General features: G+C 58.4%; 12 protein-coding genes. 4 read left to right on the top strand and 8 right to left on the bottom strand.

Annotated elements, in window-relative coordinates:
* The first annotated feature begins 33 nt into the window (after positions 1–33).
* Positions 34–693, top strand: coding sequence for a response regulator transcription factor (locus tag MDHKLMBL_RS11350; protein WP_008173353.1), 660 nt, complete (start codon positions 34–36; stop codon positions 691–693).
* Here the strand turns inward: MDHKLMBL_RS11350 and MDHKLMBL_RS11355 are convergent.
* The 5 genes from MDHKLMBL_RS11355 to MDHKLMBL_RS11375 all read right to left on the bottom strand — a co-directional run bounded on the left by MDHKLMBL_RS11355 (position 626) and on the right by MDHKLMBL_RS11375 (position 6,263).
* Positions 626–2,020 (bottom strand): sensor histidine kinase, encoded by a 1,395-nt coding sequence (locus tag MDHKLMBL_RS11355; RefSeq protein WP_008173352.1) that lies wholly within the window; start codon positions 2,018–2,020, stop codon positions 626–628. The genes MDHKLMBL_RS11350 and MDHKLMBL_RS11355 overlap by 68 nt on opposite strands.
* Positions 2,021–2,099: 79 nt before the next feature.
* Positions 2,100–3,203: a lipase secretion chaperone gene (locus MDHKLMBL_RS11360; RefSeq protein ID WP_041646388.1), complete on the bottom strand. Its 1,104-nt coding sequence runs from the start codon at positions 3,201–3,203 to the stop codon at positions 2,100–2,102.
* Between the two features lie 7 nt (positions 3,204–3,210).
* A complete protein-coding gene (locus MDHKLMBL_RS11365; RefSeq protein WP_008173346.1) occupies positions 3,211–4,137 on the bottom strand; it encodes an esterase/lipase family protein in 927 nt (308 codons plus the stop codon).
* Between the two features lie 129 nt (positions 4,138–4,266).
* Positions 4,267–4,581: a DUF3301 domain-containing protein gene (locus MDHKLMBL_RS11370; protein WP_008173344.1), complete on the bottom strand. Its 315-nt coding sequence runs from the start codon at positions 4,579–4,581 to the stop codon at positions 4,267–4,269.
* A gap of 50 nt (positions 4,582–4,631) precedes the next feature.
* Positions 4,632–6,263 carry a methyl-accepting chemotaxis protein gene (locus tag MDHKLMBL_RS11375; protein WP_104270821.1) on the bottom strand — a complete coding sequence of 544 codons (1,632 nt, stop codon included), beginning with the start codon at positions 6,261–6,263 and terminating at the stop codon, positions 4,632–4,634.
* 238 nt (positions 6,264–6,501) lie between these two features.
* Between MDHKLMBL_RS11375 and MDHKLMBL_RS11380 the strand changes: the two genes are divergently transcribed.
* Together MDHKLMBL_RS11380 and MDHKLMBL_RS11385 are read left to right on the top strand one after the other, a co-directional pair.
* Entirely contained in the window at positions 6,502–8,190 is a 1,689-nt protein-coding gene (locus MDHKLMBL_RS11380) for a putative bifunctional diguanylate cyclase/phosphodiesterase (RefSeq protein ID WP_008173342.1), read from the top strand.
* Positions 8,191–8,652: 462 nt separating this feature from the next.
* Positions 8,653–9,246, top strand: coding sequence for an AraC family transcriptional regulator (locus MDHKLMBL_RS11385; protein ID WP_227497821.1), 594 nt, complete (start codon positions 8,653–8,655; stop codon positions 9,244–9,246).
* Between the two features lie 64 nt (positions 9,247–9,310).
* On the opposite strand, the gene MDHKLMBL_RS11390 is transcribed toward MDHKLMBL_RS11385, so the two are convergent.
* Together MDHKLMBL_RS11390 and MDHKLMBL_RS11395 are read right to left on the bottom strand one after the other, a co-directional pair.
* A complete protein-coding gene (locus MDHKLMBL_RS11390) occupies positions 9,311–12,400 on the bottom strand; it encodes an efflux RND transporter permease subunit (RefSeq protein ID WP_104270822.1) in 3,090 nt (1,029 codons plus the stop codon).
* On the bottom strand, positions 12,400–13,500 hold the full coding sequence (locus MDHKLMBL_RS11395; protein WP_008173339.1) for an efflux RND transporter periplasmic adaptor subunit: 1,101 nt from the start codon (positions 13,498–13,500) through the stop codon (positions 12,400–12,402). Before MDHKLMBL_RS11395 ends, MDHKLMBL_RS11390 begins: the two co-directional genes overlap by 1 nt.
* Before the next feature lie 226 nt (positions 13,501–13,726).
* Here MDHKLMBL_RS11395 and MDHKLMBL_RS11400 point away from each other — a divergent pair, with 226 nt between their 5' ends.
* Complete coding sequence (locus tag MDHKLMBL_RS11400; RefSeq protein WP_008173338.1) at positions 13,727–14,233, top strand: J domain-containing protein; 507 nt, start codon at positions 13,727–13,729, stop codon at positions 14,231–14,233.
* A gap of 2 nt (positions 14,234–14,235) precedes the next feature.
* Here MDHKLMBL_RS11400 and MDHKLMBL_RS11405 read toward each other — a convergent pair whose 3' ends face one another.
* Positions 14,236–15,024: a secretin N-terminal domain-containing protein gene (locus MDHKLMBL_RS11405; RefSeq protein WP_008173336.1), complete on the bottom strand. Its 789-nt coding sequence runs from the start codon at positions 15,022–15,024 to the stop codon at positions 14,236–14,238.
* Positions 15,025–15,193 lie beyond the last annotated feature (169 nt).

A 15,193-nucleotide genomic window follows, 5' to 3' on the forward strand; every position in this document is an offset into this window, starting at 1 on the left:
ACAAAAATAAACACAGCGGGCAGAGGCACATCCATGGATGCCATAACATCGAAAGCCGGGCAGGCCCCTGCTGCGGGCGCACGACCAGTTCCCATGAAGAAGGTGTTGCTGGTCGATGACCATGCCCTTTTTTCCCAGGGGTTGGCGGGCCTGATCCGTCAGGAAGGCTTGGCCGAATCCGTTGTGATCGCCAGCACCGTTGAGGGCGCCTCGGATTTGTTGGTCCGTCAGGACGATTTTCAGCTGATCCTGCTCGATATCGCTTTGCAGGGCGAAACAGGGTTGGCGTTGTTACCCAGGCTGGCAAGCCACAGGGAGCCACCTCCGGTGGTGATCATTTCCAGCAGTGAAGACGAAGCTACGGTAAGAGCTGCGCAGGCAGCCGGTGCCAGTGGCTTTCTGGCGAAATCTGCCGGGCGGTCGGCGCTGGTGAGCATGGTCCGCTCTGTAAGCCGCGGTGAGAGGTATTTCCCTGGCGGTAACGATCCTGTGGCACCGGGGCTGTCGTTGACCCCGAGGCAAATGGACGTGCTCCTGTTGTTGGCCCAGGGCTTTCCCAATAAACGGATTTGCCAGAGCCTGAATTTGACGGAGCACACGGTGAAAACCCATCTCAAGGCGATTTTTACCCAGCTTGGTGTTCACAACCGGACAGAATGCGTGAATCTGGCGCGGGCTCGTGGGTGGTTGTGACGGCCGCGGGAAGCCGGACCCAGAACACAGACCCCCCGCCAGACCTCGACTCGGCGCCGCACTCTCCCCGCATCAGCGCAACAAATTCCTGAACAATGGTCAGGCCAAGTCCCAGACCCGGATACTCACTGGGGCCTGCGCCCCTCACGTAGGGTGAGAACAGGTTATCCACCAGCCCGGGTGGCAGGCCGATGCCGTCATCCGCGACCTCCAGCAACACATGTGAGCCCATGGCTTTTGCTGACAGGGTAACGGCCGTGCCGCTGCTGTGTTGCACCGCATTGAATATCAGGTTCTGGAGGATCCGCGACAACAGTGATGGATCCGCCATAACCTGAAGATCACTACCCGGGTGGTCAATCCGAACCTCTATCTTGTTATTGCCAAGCGAGTCCGCCAGCAAATCGTTGAGATCCCGGAATACCGGTGCCAGTGTGGTTGGTCGGACAACGGCTTGCACCATGCCCTCGTTGAGCCGTGCGCTGTCGAATACGGTGCCCAGCAGGCGCCGGAGATGACGAATCATGTCCCTCAACTGTTGGGTGGCCGGGTGCGCTGCGGGGCCGTCTTTGCTTGGCGACAGGCTTTCCAGCGTTATGTCGATCACGTTCAGAGGCTGGCGCAGGTCGTGGCTGGCTGCGGTGATCAGTTCCGTTTTTCGCCGGCTCTCGTCGCGGGCCGCCTGATGCATGTGATCCAGCAGCTTGCGGTCCAGAAAGTGCGCTCGGTGGCGGTATTCACTGGTCCACGCGCCAACCATGCCGATAAGGTTGGCCGTGGTCAGGAAAAACAGGTTGGTCGCTATGTCGGAGCCGGACATACCGCTCCAGAGTTCGGTCAGAAGGTAGCCGACGATCAGAACAAGCGAGACCATGGACGCGCTTAAGAACGGCAGCCCCATGGCAAAGTATCCGAACATGAGCATCAGGATCATGCCCTCGTAGGGCAGCGGAAAGGCAACCTGTCGCGCGGCGGCAATGATTGCGACCACGCTCAGGCCACCTACGAGGTAGGCCAGGGTATAGATGCGCTCGAAGAGCCTGTCCGAGGGAGACGCGCGGTAGGCGAGCCAGACAACTGATGCAATCACCGGGCAGGTGACGGCGAGCCGGATGGAGACCGTGACCTGAGCCAGTTCTGGCGGCAGGGTCAGTGCATCCATAACCGCGTAGATCAAAAAAAGGAACAGGCCGGCCACTGAAACGGGCCGGGCTCGCTGTCGGATCAGTCCGGACCGGGTTCGCCGGTAAGCTTCCTCCAGATCGGGCGCAAAGCGCAGGTTCCGAAATCCGGCGGCCTGTTGTTGTCTGATCTGCTCGGTTGTCATGGCCGTTTCCAGTGTCGGGCAGGTTTCTGGATTGTATCCGCCCCGGCCGACTGGCTTCGCGAACCCGAGCACATTCCGGTCAGCCGTTACCGAGCATCTTCAGCCGTGCCCAGGTTCTGTCCTGCTCATCCGGGAAATGCTGTTCCAGCAGAGCTTCTTGCTGTTCCTGGATGTCGGCCTCGGTCAGACCCGAGGATTCCTCCCGTTCCATCGCGTCCCGGAACGCATCGAAGCGCTGGTCGAAGCGCTTACGCTGCTTGAGATACTTTACGACGCTCTCGACACCGTCCGGACCCACGCCAAGCTCTTCCAGTTGCCTGCCGGCGGCTTCCGGAGACGAGGCAGATTCAATGGCTGCTGTCCGGGCCTGTTGTTGTCGGCTGCTCGCGTGAAGGTGTTTTTCGGTTGTCCTCAATTCCTCGGGCAACTGATTGCGGTGCCACTGTACGAGTGCCTGTTTGCCCTGTTCGCTCAGGTCTGTGCGCTGCTGAATGGCCAGTGTCGCCAGTGTGTATTCGCTGTAAGCCTCCTCAAGCCCGAAGAAAGCCCGGTGGGCATCAGGGCTGAAGGTGCTGGCGCGCAGTTCTTTCAGCTGTGCCAGGGCATCGCCCAGCGCCGTCAGCTGATAGCCCGGATCCTCTGTTCGGGCTGGGTCGAGTCGGGTTTGCAGGACTTGCAGTGACGCCTGTTTATAGGCGAGATACTCATCGAGGAGCGCCAGCGCCTGGGTGGAAGCGGGTTCAGGCAAGTGGTTCCTGGCCATGGTTTCGATCTGTTGAATGGCTGTTTCCGGAGTCACCTCGCCGACCGTGCTGAGGAAGTAATCGAAAAAGTCACGCACCCGGAGATTGATAACCAGCTCGCCGTTGTCATCGGCTGTCAGGGCGCCGTCAATTTGTGTCCCTGATAGCGACGCCGCAAACGGGGTCGGCCCGAGGGAATCAGGAGTTCGGGATTGCTCCTGTCCAGAAGAAGGCTCTTCCGGGACCGCTTTGGCGCTGTGCTCGGATGCTGGCGTTGGCGACTTCGCCGGGGCCGCGGATGATGGTGGCATTGAAGCCGAAATTTCGGCGTTTGTCTGGGCTGTTCCGGCAAGGCCATACCAGAGAGCACCGGCGACCAGGACGGCCGCCAGTGCACCCGGGAACAGCCACCGACGCGCTTCGATGGATGTCCGCTTCATGGTCACCTCACAGACCGCGGTTTTTAAGCCGGTTGGCCTGGGTGCGGTAAAGGGTGACAGGGTTGGTCCACAGAGAACGGGCTCCGAGAAGGTGGTTTATGGCGTCCACGTGGTTCATGTCGTAGTGGGTGCCGATCACCCGGCCCATCATGGTTGAGCAGACGCCTACCAGCCCGTCGTTGGGCTCGCTGCCAAAGGCCAGTGAAGTGATACCCAGGAACGGGTCGGTAATGTCGAACGCATTGGTCCACACGCCCCGGCCGGTCCAGGAAAAGAACTTGATGCGATTGCCGTCTATCCAGACATCCTCGCTGGTTCCGGCGCAGCTATTCCGGTTCACGCCTTTCCAGCCAAGGGCATCGTTCAGGCTGGTTGTGCCAGGTGTGGTGAGGGTCTCCAGCGCCGCCAGCCCGTTCTGAGGGTTGTCTGCTCCGGACAAGGCATTGATCAGATCGCCCAGGGCGTTGGCGATGGCGTTGGCGCCGCCTTCGACATAGCTACCCGGCGGAAGGATTCCCCGGACCACATCGGCCACTTTGGAGCCCTTGTTAACGCCGTCGATGGAGGTGATTGAGGCAATACGGTGAGGAATCAGGGCTGCCGTCACCCGGGAGGTAGGCGCGCCCTGGCTGTGGGCCATCAGGTTGACTTTGGAATGGCCGAGGCTGTTGACGTAGTTCGCCAGTTGCTGGCCCCGCTGCTCACTGCTGTTGACGAAGGACACGCTGGCGGAATAGACCTGTGCGCCACTGCGCTCAAGATTCCAGGGAATGGTATGGAAGTAGTTCACCAGGCCGCCGATGGTGTTGAACCCGGTGACGCCGTGAACCAGGACAATCGGGTGGCGGGTCTGGGTGTAGCCGGCGTGGCTTGAAAATGAGGCGGACAGCAAGGCCAGCCCCAGCACAACTGCTGTGGTAAATCGAATACGCATGTGTGACTCCTGTTGTTTTTGTTGACGGCTGCATCAGGCAGCCGACGGTCGTCGATGCGTTGTCGATTATTGGTATGTCAGGAGCGATCAGGAATCGCCCAAATGGGTGAGGACAGGAAGGCTGCGTATTCAGGAAAACCGGTGGGGTTCCAGCTCCATATGCTGGATGCGCTGGCCCAGCATGATGATACGGCCGGTGTAGCGCTCCTCACCGGTGGATGTGAAATCGAACAGGAAGCGGCGCCAGACTCGGATCCGCCCCTGATCGTCGCGTTTGAACCATAGGCCACGGAGGAATACCGCATCATCCAGCAGCATCACGTCCATGCTTTTGCAATAGCGACGCGCTGCCTGGAGCACGAAATCCTTGATGGCTTTGGCGCGCCACCAGTACCAGACAGCGAATCCGGCCACGAATAGCCAGAACAGGGTTCCAAGAGTCACGGTCTCAGCGATCTTCCACGGTTGCTCAGAGGGATGAACGCCAGCCTACCCTATTGCGTCGGCTCGGGGAATCGCTGACGCTTCCCGGATTCCGGCGCCGGCAACAGTCGGTCACACAGCATCTGCAGGAAATGGCTGGTCAGCAACTGGGCCTGATCCACGTTATTGCCGAGGTGTTCCGACTCTTCCCGGGCGTTTTCGCTGCTCTCGACGGAGCGGTTACCGAGTTCCAGGAGTCGTGCTGCCTGACGTTCCACCTGAACGCTCAAGGCCGCCTGTTGTTCCGTAGCGCCGGCTACCTCATGGGTGCAGGACGTAATGAGATCCACATCTCTGAGGGTCGCTTCCAGCGTCTCGCTGGCCTCATTGGCGATGCCTGCCGTTTGCTGACAGCAGTGGGTGCCGTTGTTGATCACCTCGACCACCTCACGGGTTTCGCTTTGCAGGGCAGCAATCATCTCGTCGATCTTGCGGGTGGATTCGTGGGTTCGCTGGGCCAGCCCCCGAACCTCATCGGCAACCACGGCGAAGCCGGGACCTGATTCGCCGGCTCGCGCCGCTTCGATGGCGGCATTGAGAGCCAGCAGATTGGTCTGCTCGGCGATGTCGGAGATCACATCCAGAACCATGCCAATGGCATCGCTTTTTTCGGACAGCGCCTGCATGCGGTCATTGGCCACAGAAAGCTGGCCGCCGAGCTCGGACAGCGACTGATTCATGGATGTCATCTGTCCGCGACACTGGTTGGCTGACTGGCGCGCGTCGTCCGTTGCGTCGTGGGTCCGTGCGGTCAGTTCGCTGACCCGCCGCACGCTTTCCGCCAGCTCCTCAAAAGCACGGGTTATGTCCTGGATATCGCCCTGCTGGCTGCGGATGCTGGCTACAGAGTTGGCGACCCACTCGACGGTCCGCTGTTTCCGGCCGTGGAGCTTGCCCACATTGGCGTGCATGCGGGCGGAAACGGCCCGAAGAACGGCATCCCGTTTCTGGCGATCAAATTCGATCCAGGCACCTTCATCCCTGCGTCCGGTATAGATCCAGGGCATGGCCGGGTGGGTCTCGGTACAAGCCGATCTGGCGCTGCGCATCACAGGAAGGGTAAGCCAGACCAGTACCGCGAATACTGCCAGCAGCAGCCCTTGCAATGTCACTAGATGGGACAGGGCGAGCTCTGAAAGTCCGAACCAGAGCAGGGCAACCGCCAGCAGTCCATACAGGCAGCCCAGTTTCAATGCCAGGGGCGGACTGACTGCAAGGTATCTGCGGGGGACTTTGCCTTGTTTCCAGGCCGAATAAAGTTTCTCCGCCCGGGCAACCTGATCTGGTCGGGGGCGTGTGCGAACAGACTGGAACTCAACAATCTCGCCGTCTTTGCGAATTGGCGTAACAAAAGCGTCCACCCAGTAATGATCGCCGTTCTTGCAGCGGTTCTTCACCATACCCCGCCAGGATTCGCCGGATTTAATGGTTTGCCAGAGATTTTCGAATGCCCCCGGCGGCATGTCCGGATGCCGTATCAGGTTGTGGGGCTGGCCGACCAGTTCGTCAATTGTATAGCCAGCGACTTCGGCAAACTCTTCGTTTGCGGCGGTGATCTTGCCGCGAAGGTCGGTGGTGGTGATCAGGTGGTAGTGGTCCGGGTAAACCTTTTCTTTCTGAGTGACCGGTTCGTTGACTCGCATGGCGTTTCCTTGCACGGGTCAGTGTTTTTCTCGTTGTTGGCCTACTATCAACCCGTTCTTTTGTCCTGAATATCCGGTTATTGCAATAAATGAAAATATGTTCATCTATTTGCTGTTTCCCCTGGTGGTTTCTCGTCTTTTGCAATATGTGGCTAGGTTGGCGACAGATACTGCTTATGCTGGTGGGTGGAACTGATCGGACATGATTCAGGGGCTGCTAAAAAGGAGTGAGCAGTGCATGCAGGCATTACAACAACAAGATTTCAGGGCTCTCGTCGACAACCACCCAAAAGCCATCATGCTGGCAACCAGGGAGCCAAGGATTCTTTACGTGAACGAGAAATTCCGTTCAGTCACCGGCTACCGGTCGGACGAGGTGCTTGGCCAACCCCCTTCTGTGCTCAGCTCGGGATTTCACTCCCGCGAGTTCTATCAATCCATGTGGAGGGCCATTGGTCATAAGGGGCGCTGGGAGGGACTGGTCTGGAATCGGCGCAAGAACGGCGAGACCTATCCACAGTGGTTGATGATCTATCCGGTTGAGCATGAAAACCATCGGTTTTACGCCGGCGTTTTCATGGATGTCGGTGATATGACGGCTGACGATGAGCGCCTCGCCTCGCTGGCCTATTACGACCCGTTGACCGAGCTGCCCAATCGCGCGCTGTTTCAGGAGTTCCTCAAGGCGCGTGTCTCACAGAGGGTAAAGGACGGTCAGGCGTTTGCGGTGCTCTATATCGACCTGGATTTCTTCAAGTCCGTAAACGATTTGCATGGACATGATTGTGGTGACCGGGTTTTGCAGCAGGCAGCTCTATGTATCCAGAGTGTGCTTCGCCGCGGGGATGTCGTGGCCCGCCTGTCGGGTGACGAATTCGCCGCTATCATCGAGCTGCGGAATGATGATGACCTTGAGAGCGTGTGTCAGCGGATGGTTCAGAGCTTCAGGGCGCCAGTGATTGTCGATCATCGCGAGTATTTTTTGTCGTCATCTGTTGGCGCCGCCGTCTATCCGGACCATGGCAGTCAGGCATCCGAGCTTCTGCAGAACGCGGATCGGGCCATGTACGCAGCAAAGCTTGCGGGGCGGGCCTGTTTCCGGATTTACGATGCGGTCGACACCGAACAGGGTCGGCAGGCCGAGCTGCTATCCGAGGCGTTAATTGTTTCACTGAAAACGGCACCGGAGGAGTTCACGGTTGTTTACCAGCCACAGTACCACCTCGATACCGGCAAGATGGCCGGGCTGGAGGCACTTCTACGCTGGACCCACCCCGAATTCGGTGCCGTGTCACCCGCTGATTTTGTGCCGATCGCCGAACAACGAGGCCATATCCACGAGCTCACAGAGCATTTGGTCCGTTGCATTGAGTCGGATCTCTCCGAATTCCCCGCCTCATTTCTCCGTGGTCTGCGGCTTGCTCTCAATATTTCGGCCCGGCAGATCACGGACTCCCGTCTTGAAGCCCTCTTGAATCCACTGTTCGAGAGAATTCGAGCAGTGGGGTGGCGCCCTGAAATCGAGATTACCGAAACCCATTTAATGAATCTTTCACGTCAATGTCTCGACAGGCTGGCGGAATTCTGTGAGCAGGGGGTTGTCGTCGCCATTGATGATTTTGGCACAGGTTACTCTTCGCTTGCCTACCTTCACACGTTGCCAGTTCAGGTGCTGAAAATTGATCGTCAGTTTACTCAAAGACTGGGTGGGGAATCGCGAGATTCACGCATCGTCTCCGCGATTTTGGCAATTGCCGATGCCCTTGAACTGGAGGTGGTCGCTGAGGGAATCGAGAACGCCGAGCAGCACGCAAAACTGAGAGAATTGAAATGCCAGAGAGGACAGGGATATTTGATGGCGCGGCCGGCTCCCTGGAGAGTATGGAGCGCCAATCTGATTGACCACAGTCAAGAGAAGAGCAAATAACCCTAAAATTCACAGGGTTTTGCAAGATATGGCTAGTGGGAAAGTGTTGCCTCCTATAGAAGTAGCCCAATATTTTGTTTCAGGGCTCAAATGAGAAAGACATCTCCAAAACCGGATCTGGACGCGTATTTGAGGCTGAATAACGCCTCATTTGAGGAGTGGATCACCGCTCTCCGCGTGCTGTCTGGCTGCGACGATATAAAATGCCGCCCGCATTCGGGCGGCGGCAGTATTGGTTCTCTCTCTGCTCTTGATAGTGCGCGCGGTCGGGTTATTTCGCTCAAAGCCAGCAAAGGGATAGACGTGTCGGGTTTTCGTTCAACCGAATCTGTCCTGTTGTTACCCCGGGAAGGGGTGCCGGAAATCGCCATTCGGGGAGGCCTCTGGCGGCCTCTGGACCGACTGCTTGTACTTGTTCCACAAGACAGGTTCGAACTTCGTCTGGCACCTGGAACAAAGGTTATGATCCTGAGGCCAGATGTTGGTGCTCTGGGTGACTGGATCGCGCAATCATCTGATCAATGTCTTACCGTTCTTGAAGCAATAATTGACTGTTACCTGGAACGTTTGCCATTTGTTCGGGGAGATGAACAGGCCAGGCAGTTGACGAACCGCTTTTTCGATACGTTGGCGACGCCCTGGACACCCCGGAAGGCAGCTGTGTGTTCGGAACGCAACCTTGACCGCCGTTTGCAGCGAGTGGTCGAAAAAATCATGCAGGATCCTGCCTGGGAGTTCGACCTCAAGGAACTGGCAAGTTACGCCGGGGTCAGCGAGCGGAATCTCTACTACCTGATGAAGCGGGAAACGGGTATTACGCCTTATCGGTTCTATCAGAGGGCTCGTTTGACCCGGGTTCGGGAGCGGTTGGTTGACTGTCAGTGTGAGGTGCCACACATCTCCTGGTACGCCGCGGATGAGGGGTTTTCCCACCTTGGCCGATTTGCCGCCATGTACCGTGAGCATTTTGGGGAGCTGCCCAGCGAAACCGTCCAATGGCGCCGTAACCTGCTGCGACGCAGCGTTGCGTCCGCGGAGGAACTTGTAGAGACGTGATTGTCTCACGCAAAAAAAGGCCCGGCGCACGTTGCCGTGGCCGGGCCTGATACCTTGCTTCTTATCAGTGGGCCGGAGCTGACTTTTCCTCAGGTCCGGAGCCGTTACCGTATTCCTCGGAGGCTGAGCTGTGATGATCACGGCCCAGCAGGATATAGAACGCCGGTAAGACAAAGATAGTGAACAGGGTGCCGATACCAAGACCTGCGCTGATGGTCAGGCCGATGGCAAAGCGGCTTTCTGCACCCGGGCCGATGGCAATCAGCAGAGGCACCATGGCAAAGATCAGCGCCAGTGATGTCATGATGATTGGCCGCAGACGAATGGCGGCAGCCTCGATGACCGCATCCACTTTGTTAAGCCCACGCTCCTTCTGCAACTGGTTGGCGAACTCGACAATCAGGATACCGTTCTTGGACACCACCCCGATCAGCGTGATCAGACCCACCTGGGTATAGATGTTCATGGTGGCAAACCCGAGCACGATGAACGCCATTGCCCCGGCTACCGACATGGGCACCGAAACCAGGATGATGAACGGGTCCCGCCAGCTTTCGAACTGGGCTGCCAGAACCAGGTAGATGACCAGCAGCGACAGGAAGAAGGTCACCATCAATGCGCTGCCCTGGGTGGCCAACTGTCGTGTCTGGCCGGTGTAGTCGTAGGTGTAACCCTGCGGGAACACATCGGCGGCGGTCTGCTCCATGAAATCCATGGCGGTGCCAGCGGCCACCCCGGGCATAACCACACCCTGAAGGGTCAGCGAGTTCTGCTGGTTGAACTGGGTCCGGTTGGACGGTTCAACGTCCTGGGTGAAGCTGACGACGCTGCCCAGCGGCACCAGTTCGCCGTTGTCTGCCCGAATGTAGTACTCATTGAGCGCCTGGGCGTCCAGCCGGAACTGCTGATCTACCTGCGGAATGACCTGGTAGGAACGGCCCTCCATGCTGAACCGGTTGATGTAGCCGCCTCCGAGCATGCTCGACAGGCTCTGGCCGACGTCCTGCATGGACAGGCCAAGGTCCGCCACCCGGTCCCGATCAACGTTGATACGCGTGATCGGACGATCAAAGTTGATGGACTTCTGCAGGAACATGAAGTTACCGCTGCCCATGGCTTTGCCGAGCAGTTCGTCAGCCACCTGGTCCAGCTGTTCATAGTTGTTGCCGGTGGTGATTACGAACTGGAACGGCAAACCGCCGCCGGAGCCCGGCAGTGAGGGGCGCGGGAAGACTGCGGTTTGCAGCCCGGTGACGTTTTTGAGCTCGGCATCAAGTTTGGGCTGGGCCTCAAACTGGCTGATTTCCCGCTCGCTCCAGGGCGCCATCTTGAAACCACCGAATACGGCATTCGGGCCGGTGATCCCGATGATCATGAAGTCTTCGTTGTAGCCCGGAACCGTCGACATACGCTCCTGGATTTCATCGCCGTGCTCCAGCAGGTAATCCAGTGTCGACGTCTGTGGGCCAAGGCCCTGATAGAACAGAATGCCCTGGTCCTCGGTGGGAGCCAGCTCGTTCTGGCTCATGGAGACCATGAAATAGATTGAGCCCAGGACCACGACGGCGAAGAAAACCACGACCGACTTGGTTTGCATCAGTGAACTCAGGGCCGACTTGTAGGAGGCGGCGAGGCCGTTGAACGTTTTCTCTACCAGGTTTTCGAATTTACCCGGGTTGCCGTGGGGTTTGAGAACCTTGCCCGACAGCATCGGAGAAAGCGTCAGGGCAACAATGCCGGAAATAACCACGGTACCGGCCAGCGTGAAGGCGAACTCCGTAAACAGGGAGCCAACAAGCCCGCCCATGAAGCCGATCGGGGCGTACACCGCCACCAGGGTAGTGGTCATGGCAATGATGGGAACCGCCATTTCCCGCGCACCATTGATTGCGGCGTCAAAACGGGATTCTCCCTGCTCAATGTGCCGGTGAACGTTCTCTACCATGATAATGGCGTCATCCACAACGAGACCGATGGCGAGAACCATCGACAGCAGGGTAAGCAGGTTCAGCGAGAAACCGAACATCAGCATGATGAAGGCGCCGCCAATCAGTGACAGAGGCACCGCAACCGACGGAACAATCGAAGCCCGAACCGAGCCAAGGCAGAGGAACACCACCACGAGAACGATGATCATGGCTTCCAGCAGTGTCTGGATAACCTCGTTGATGGAGTCTTCGATAAAGTCTGAGGCGTCGTAAGCCAGGCGAACATCCAGGCCCGAAGGTAGTTGGCTTTCGATGTCCGGCAGCTCGTCCTTCACCAGGCCGGCGACGGTCAGCGGGTTGGCTCCGGGGGCCAGTTCAATCGCCACGTAAGTGGCAGGCTGTCCCTTGTAAAGAGCCAGTTGATCGTAGGTCTCAGAGCCCAGTTCGACTCGGGCGATGTCCTGCAGTCGGATCTGGGTGCCTTCGGACTGTTTGACGACCAGGTTGCGGAACGCATCCGGATCAGCGACGTCGGTGTCGCTGGTCATGCTGATTTCGGTGTAGGTGCCCTTGGTGTTACCTACGGCAGCCTGATAGTTGTTGGCGCGGAGCTTTGCGACTACCTCCTGCGGTGTCATGTCGACGGCCGCCAGGCGCTCCGGATCCAGCCAAACCCGAAGGGCAAATTTACGCCCCAGCAGTTCGGCCTTGCCGACACCGGAAAGCGCCTGCAGTCGGGGCTGGACAACGCGGGTCAGGTAGTCGGTGATCTCGGGCACCGCCAGCTCGTTACTGTAGAAGGCGATATACATCAGGGCGGTTGAGTCACCGGTGGTGGAGGTGATGACCGGGTCCTGGGCCTCCGCCGGCAGCACGTTGCGCTGGCTCGCCACCTTCGCCTGGATTTCAGCAAGGGCTGCGTTGGCGTCATAGTTCAGCACCATTTTGGCTTCAATGGTGGAAGTGCCCTGCGAGCTTGTGGATGTGAGATAGTCAATGCCACTCGCCTCGGCAATGGCCTGCTGCAGCGGCGTGGTAATAAAGCCTTTGATCAGGTCGGAGCTGGCACCGGGGTAGGCCGTTGTTACGGTCACCGTGGTGCTTTCAAGCTCAGGGTACTGCCGAATTTCCATTTCCATGGCCGCGCGGGCGCCCAGGAGCAGTATCAGCAGGCTGACCACCGTCGCCAGCACGGGACGGTGGATAAAAATGTCGGTGAAGCGCATTACTCAGACGCCCCCTGCTTCTGCTCTTCGTCCTGAATGGCAACTTTCTGACCTGCGCGCAGGCGCAGCAACCCCTTCTCTACAACGGTTTCACCGGCTTCCAGCCCGGACAGAACGGCTACGCGGGTGTTGCGGGTTTCGCCGGTGGTTACCGTGCGACGATTAACCACCAGATTCCCGTCGTCATTCTCTTCAACGACAAACACAAAGTCGCCGTAAGTGTTGTAGGAGATGGCGGTGCGCGGCACCGTGACTACCTCGTTGTCTTCCGGTTGCTGCGTCAACACGGTGGCAAACATGCCCGGGCGCAGGAGGTTGTCCGGGTTAGACAGCGTGGCGCGGACTCGGACAGTCCGGGTCTCCGGGTTAACCGAGGTGTTGATTGCGCTGACGGAACCCTCGAAATCCTGCTCCGGAACAGCTGCGACGGTGGCGACCACCGGGTAGCCTGTTGCTACGTTCGGCAGGTTTTTCTCGGAGAGGGTATAGTCGACATAAATCGGATCCAGCATGTTGATCTCGACAATTGGGGTGCCGGTGGCAATGTATTCGCCCTGGTCGACCATCCGGATGCCGAGCGTGCCATCGAAGGGCGCGCGGATGATTTTCTTGCTCAACTGGGCCTCGGCTTCATTGACCCGCGCACGGGCGGCGTCGAAATTGGCCTTGGCTTCATCGTATTGGGACTGCGACACTGCGCGTTTGGGTAACAGGTCGGATACCCGTTTGAATTCCTGCTCGGCCAGTTGCGCCTCGGCACGGCGAGTGCGAAGGGCAGCCTCATCAATGGCGGCGTCGATGCGGATCAATACATCGCCCTGTTTGACCACGTCGCCGGATTCGAAATTGATGGCCTCAATCACACCGGGTACCTCATTGGCAACCCGGATGCCGTTAATGGCTTCAACACTGCCCACGGCCTTGATGGCCGGTGTCCAGGCTTCGTTCTGAGCCTCAACGGCGGAAATCTGCGCCGGCGGTTGGGGCTGGGACATCTGCTCTTGCATCTGGCCAAACTGGTAGAATTTGTAGCCGAAGATGCCTCCGAGCACTACGCCGAGAAATATAATGACGATCAGAAAGCGGGAAGCAGTGCGCATGATTCGGGTCCTGAGGATCTGTGTCAGATTTTGGGAAGCATAGCATCCTACAAAACAGGGTCGCTAATGTCACCGGGTTGTAAGTATTTCTATCTAGACTTCGGATTGGTCAGATTTGACAGATATCATGGTCGTTTTCTTGGCGGGGGGTTTTCCGCGCAGGGCACTGGTAATGTAACAGGCGACAGTGACAGAATTACGACGGTATTCAGGGTGAGGATCAACAATGCAGTGGATTCTGGGAATCGCGTTGGCAGCCGCCGTGTTTGTGATTCTGAAACAATGGGGTGCGTTGTCCGCCGAAAAGAAGAAGGCGGCCACCTGGAAAGTTATCCTGGTCGTGGGCGGCGCACTGCTGGTGTTTATGGTGCTAACGGGCCGGATCCATGTGCTTACAGCGGCGGTGGCGGCCGTTATTCCGCTGTTGCGCAAACTCCCCGCCTTGTTGAAGTTTGCCCCTGAAATCAACCGGTTCATGGGGTCGAAACAGCGGGAAGACGGGCATGCGCAGGGGAACGATCACGCTGGTCCGGGCGCTGATCTGGTCGGCCAGATGTCAGAGCGCGAAGCCTGCGATATCCTCGGCGTGAAAGCCGGTTGTGCCGAGGAGGACATCGTGATGGCCCACCGCCGGCTCATGCAGAAACTGCACCCGGATCGCGGCGGGAACGACTACCTGGCGGCCAAACTGAACGAAGCCAAGCAGGTCCTGCTGGGCAAGCGCCACGCCTGATATCAGGGCAAAACGTCGACCCGCACTTCAAAACTCCGGTTCTCGGACCGACTGCTGTTCACCTGATAGGTAATGCCACTGCGCTCCTGGGTTGATCGGGTTGCGGTGCTTCCCAGTGTTACCCACTGTCCCGGCTCCACACGCCGGATGGTGACTACAGCCTCCGTTTCGTAGCCGTTCAGGTTTGCCGGTTCTTCCTCGAAGGAAACAATGCTCAGTTCGACCGCCTGATCAGAAATAACCTGGGGGCTGACCAGAAAGCCACTGCGCGTTTCGACCTGCTGTAGAAAGGCAGCAGGATTTCGGCCACCACGAACAGCGACGGGGATTGTCCGGACCTGGCCCGAGGTGATGTGTGCCGACTGGCCATCCTGCATGATCACTGATCGTTCCTGAGCGCTGCCGGTACTGGTAACGCGACGCTCTGCGGATATTCCTGCCTGCCCGTTGGACGCGGAGATGCCGGCACCTGAGCGCTTGCCGCCGCTGTCGGTTCTGGAGCGAACGGTGATCCGAACCTGGACTGGCGCTACATCCAGCGTTTCGACAAGCCGTCCGATTTCCTCCAGCAAGGGCGGTTCGCCGCGCACCACCAGTTGTTGCCCCCTTGCAGTCACGGTTACGGGCGAGCCCTGATAGAGCTCGCGGATCTGCACCGCCACATCGTCGCCCGGCCTGTTGTTGAGCTGGTAGGTGCGGGACTCGGCCTGGGCCAGAACCTGGCTGGAGATCAGCCCAAGCAAGAACGCCAGGGCCAGCTGCAGAGGATATCGTCGGACAAAATAGACCATTGATTGCTCCCAACCCTGATGTCGGTGGTGAAAAAACTCCGGCATGCGGGTTGCCAAGGTGAAAACCGTGGGTATATATTGAAAAGCATGAAGACGACACACGCGACCTGTCAATTGAATGTTTTGCAAGCTTTCGGCGCCAAGCCGGCGGCTGCAGTCGCTGCTGTGT

The organism is Marinobacter flavimaris (assembly GCF_002933295.1).
In the GTDB taxonomy this organism is placed as follows: Bacteria; Pseudomonadota; Gammaproteobacteria; order Pseudomonadales; family Oleiphilaceae; genus Marinobacter; species Marinobacter flavimaris.

Excerpts from the sequence above, each read along its gene's own strand:
- MDHKLMBL_RS11365 (WP_008173346.1), bottom strand. The coding sequence starts at position 4,137 with ATGCGTATTCGATTTACCACAGCAGTTGTGCTGGGGCTGGCCTTGCTG.
- MDHKLMBL_RS11355 (WP_008173352.1), bottom strand. The coding sequence starts at position 2,020 with ATGACAACCGAGCAGATCAGACAACAACAGGCCGCCGGATTTCGGAAC.
- MDHKLMBL_RS11380 (WP_008173342.1), top strand. The coding sequence starts at position 6,502 with ATGCAGGCATTACAACAACAAGATTTCAGGGCTCTCGTCGACAACCAC.
- MDHKLMBL_RS11385 (WP_227497821.1), top strand. The coding sequence starts at position 8,653 with ATGATCCTGAGGCCAGATGTTGGTGCTCTGGGTGACTGGATCGCGCAA.
- MDHKLMBL_RS11375 (WP_104270821.1), bottom strand. The coding sequence starts at position 6,263 with ATGCGAGTCAACGAACCGGTCACTCAGAAAGAAAAGGTTTACCCGGAC.
- MDHKLMBL_RS11360 (WP_041646388.1), bottom strand. The coding sequence starts at position 3,203 with ATGAAGCGGACATCCATCGAAGCGCGTCGGTGGCTGTTCCCGGGTGCA.
- MDHKLMBL_RS11400 (WP_008173338.1), top strand. The coding sequence starts at position 13,727 with ATGCAGTGGATTCTGGGAATCGCGTTGGCAGCCGCCGTGTTTGTGATT.
- MDHKLMBL_RS11405 (WP_008173336.1), bottom strand. The coding sequence starts at position 15,024 with ATGGTCTATTTTGTCCGACGATATCCTCTGCAGCTGGCCCTGGCGTTC.
- MDHKLMBL_RS11350 (WP_008173353.1), top strand. The coding sequence starts at position 34 with ATGGATGCCATAACATCGAAAGCCGGGCAGGCCCCTGCTGCGGGCGCA.
- MDHKLMBL_RS11390 (WP_104270822.1), bottom strand. The coding sequence starts at position 12,400 with ATGCGCTTCACCGACATTTTTATCCACCGTCCCGTGCTGGCGACGGTG.
- MDHKLMBL_RS11395 (WP_008173339.1), bottom strand. The coding sequence starts at position 13,500 with ATGCGCACTGCTTCCCGCTTTCTGATCGTCATTATATTTCTCGGCGTA.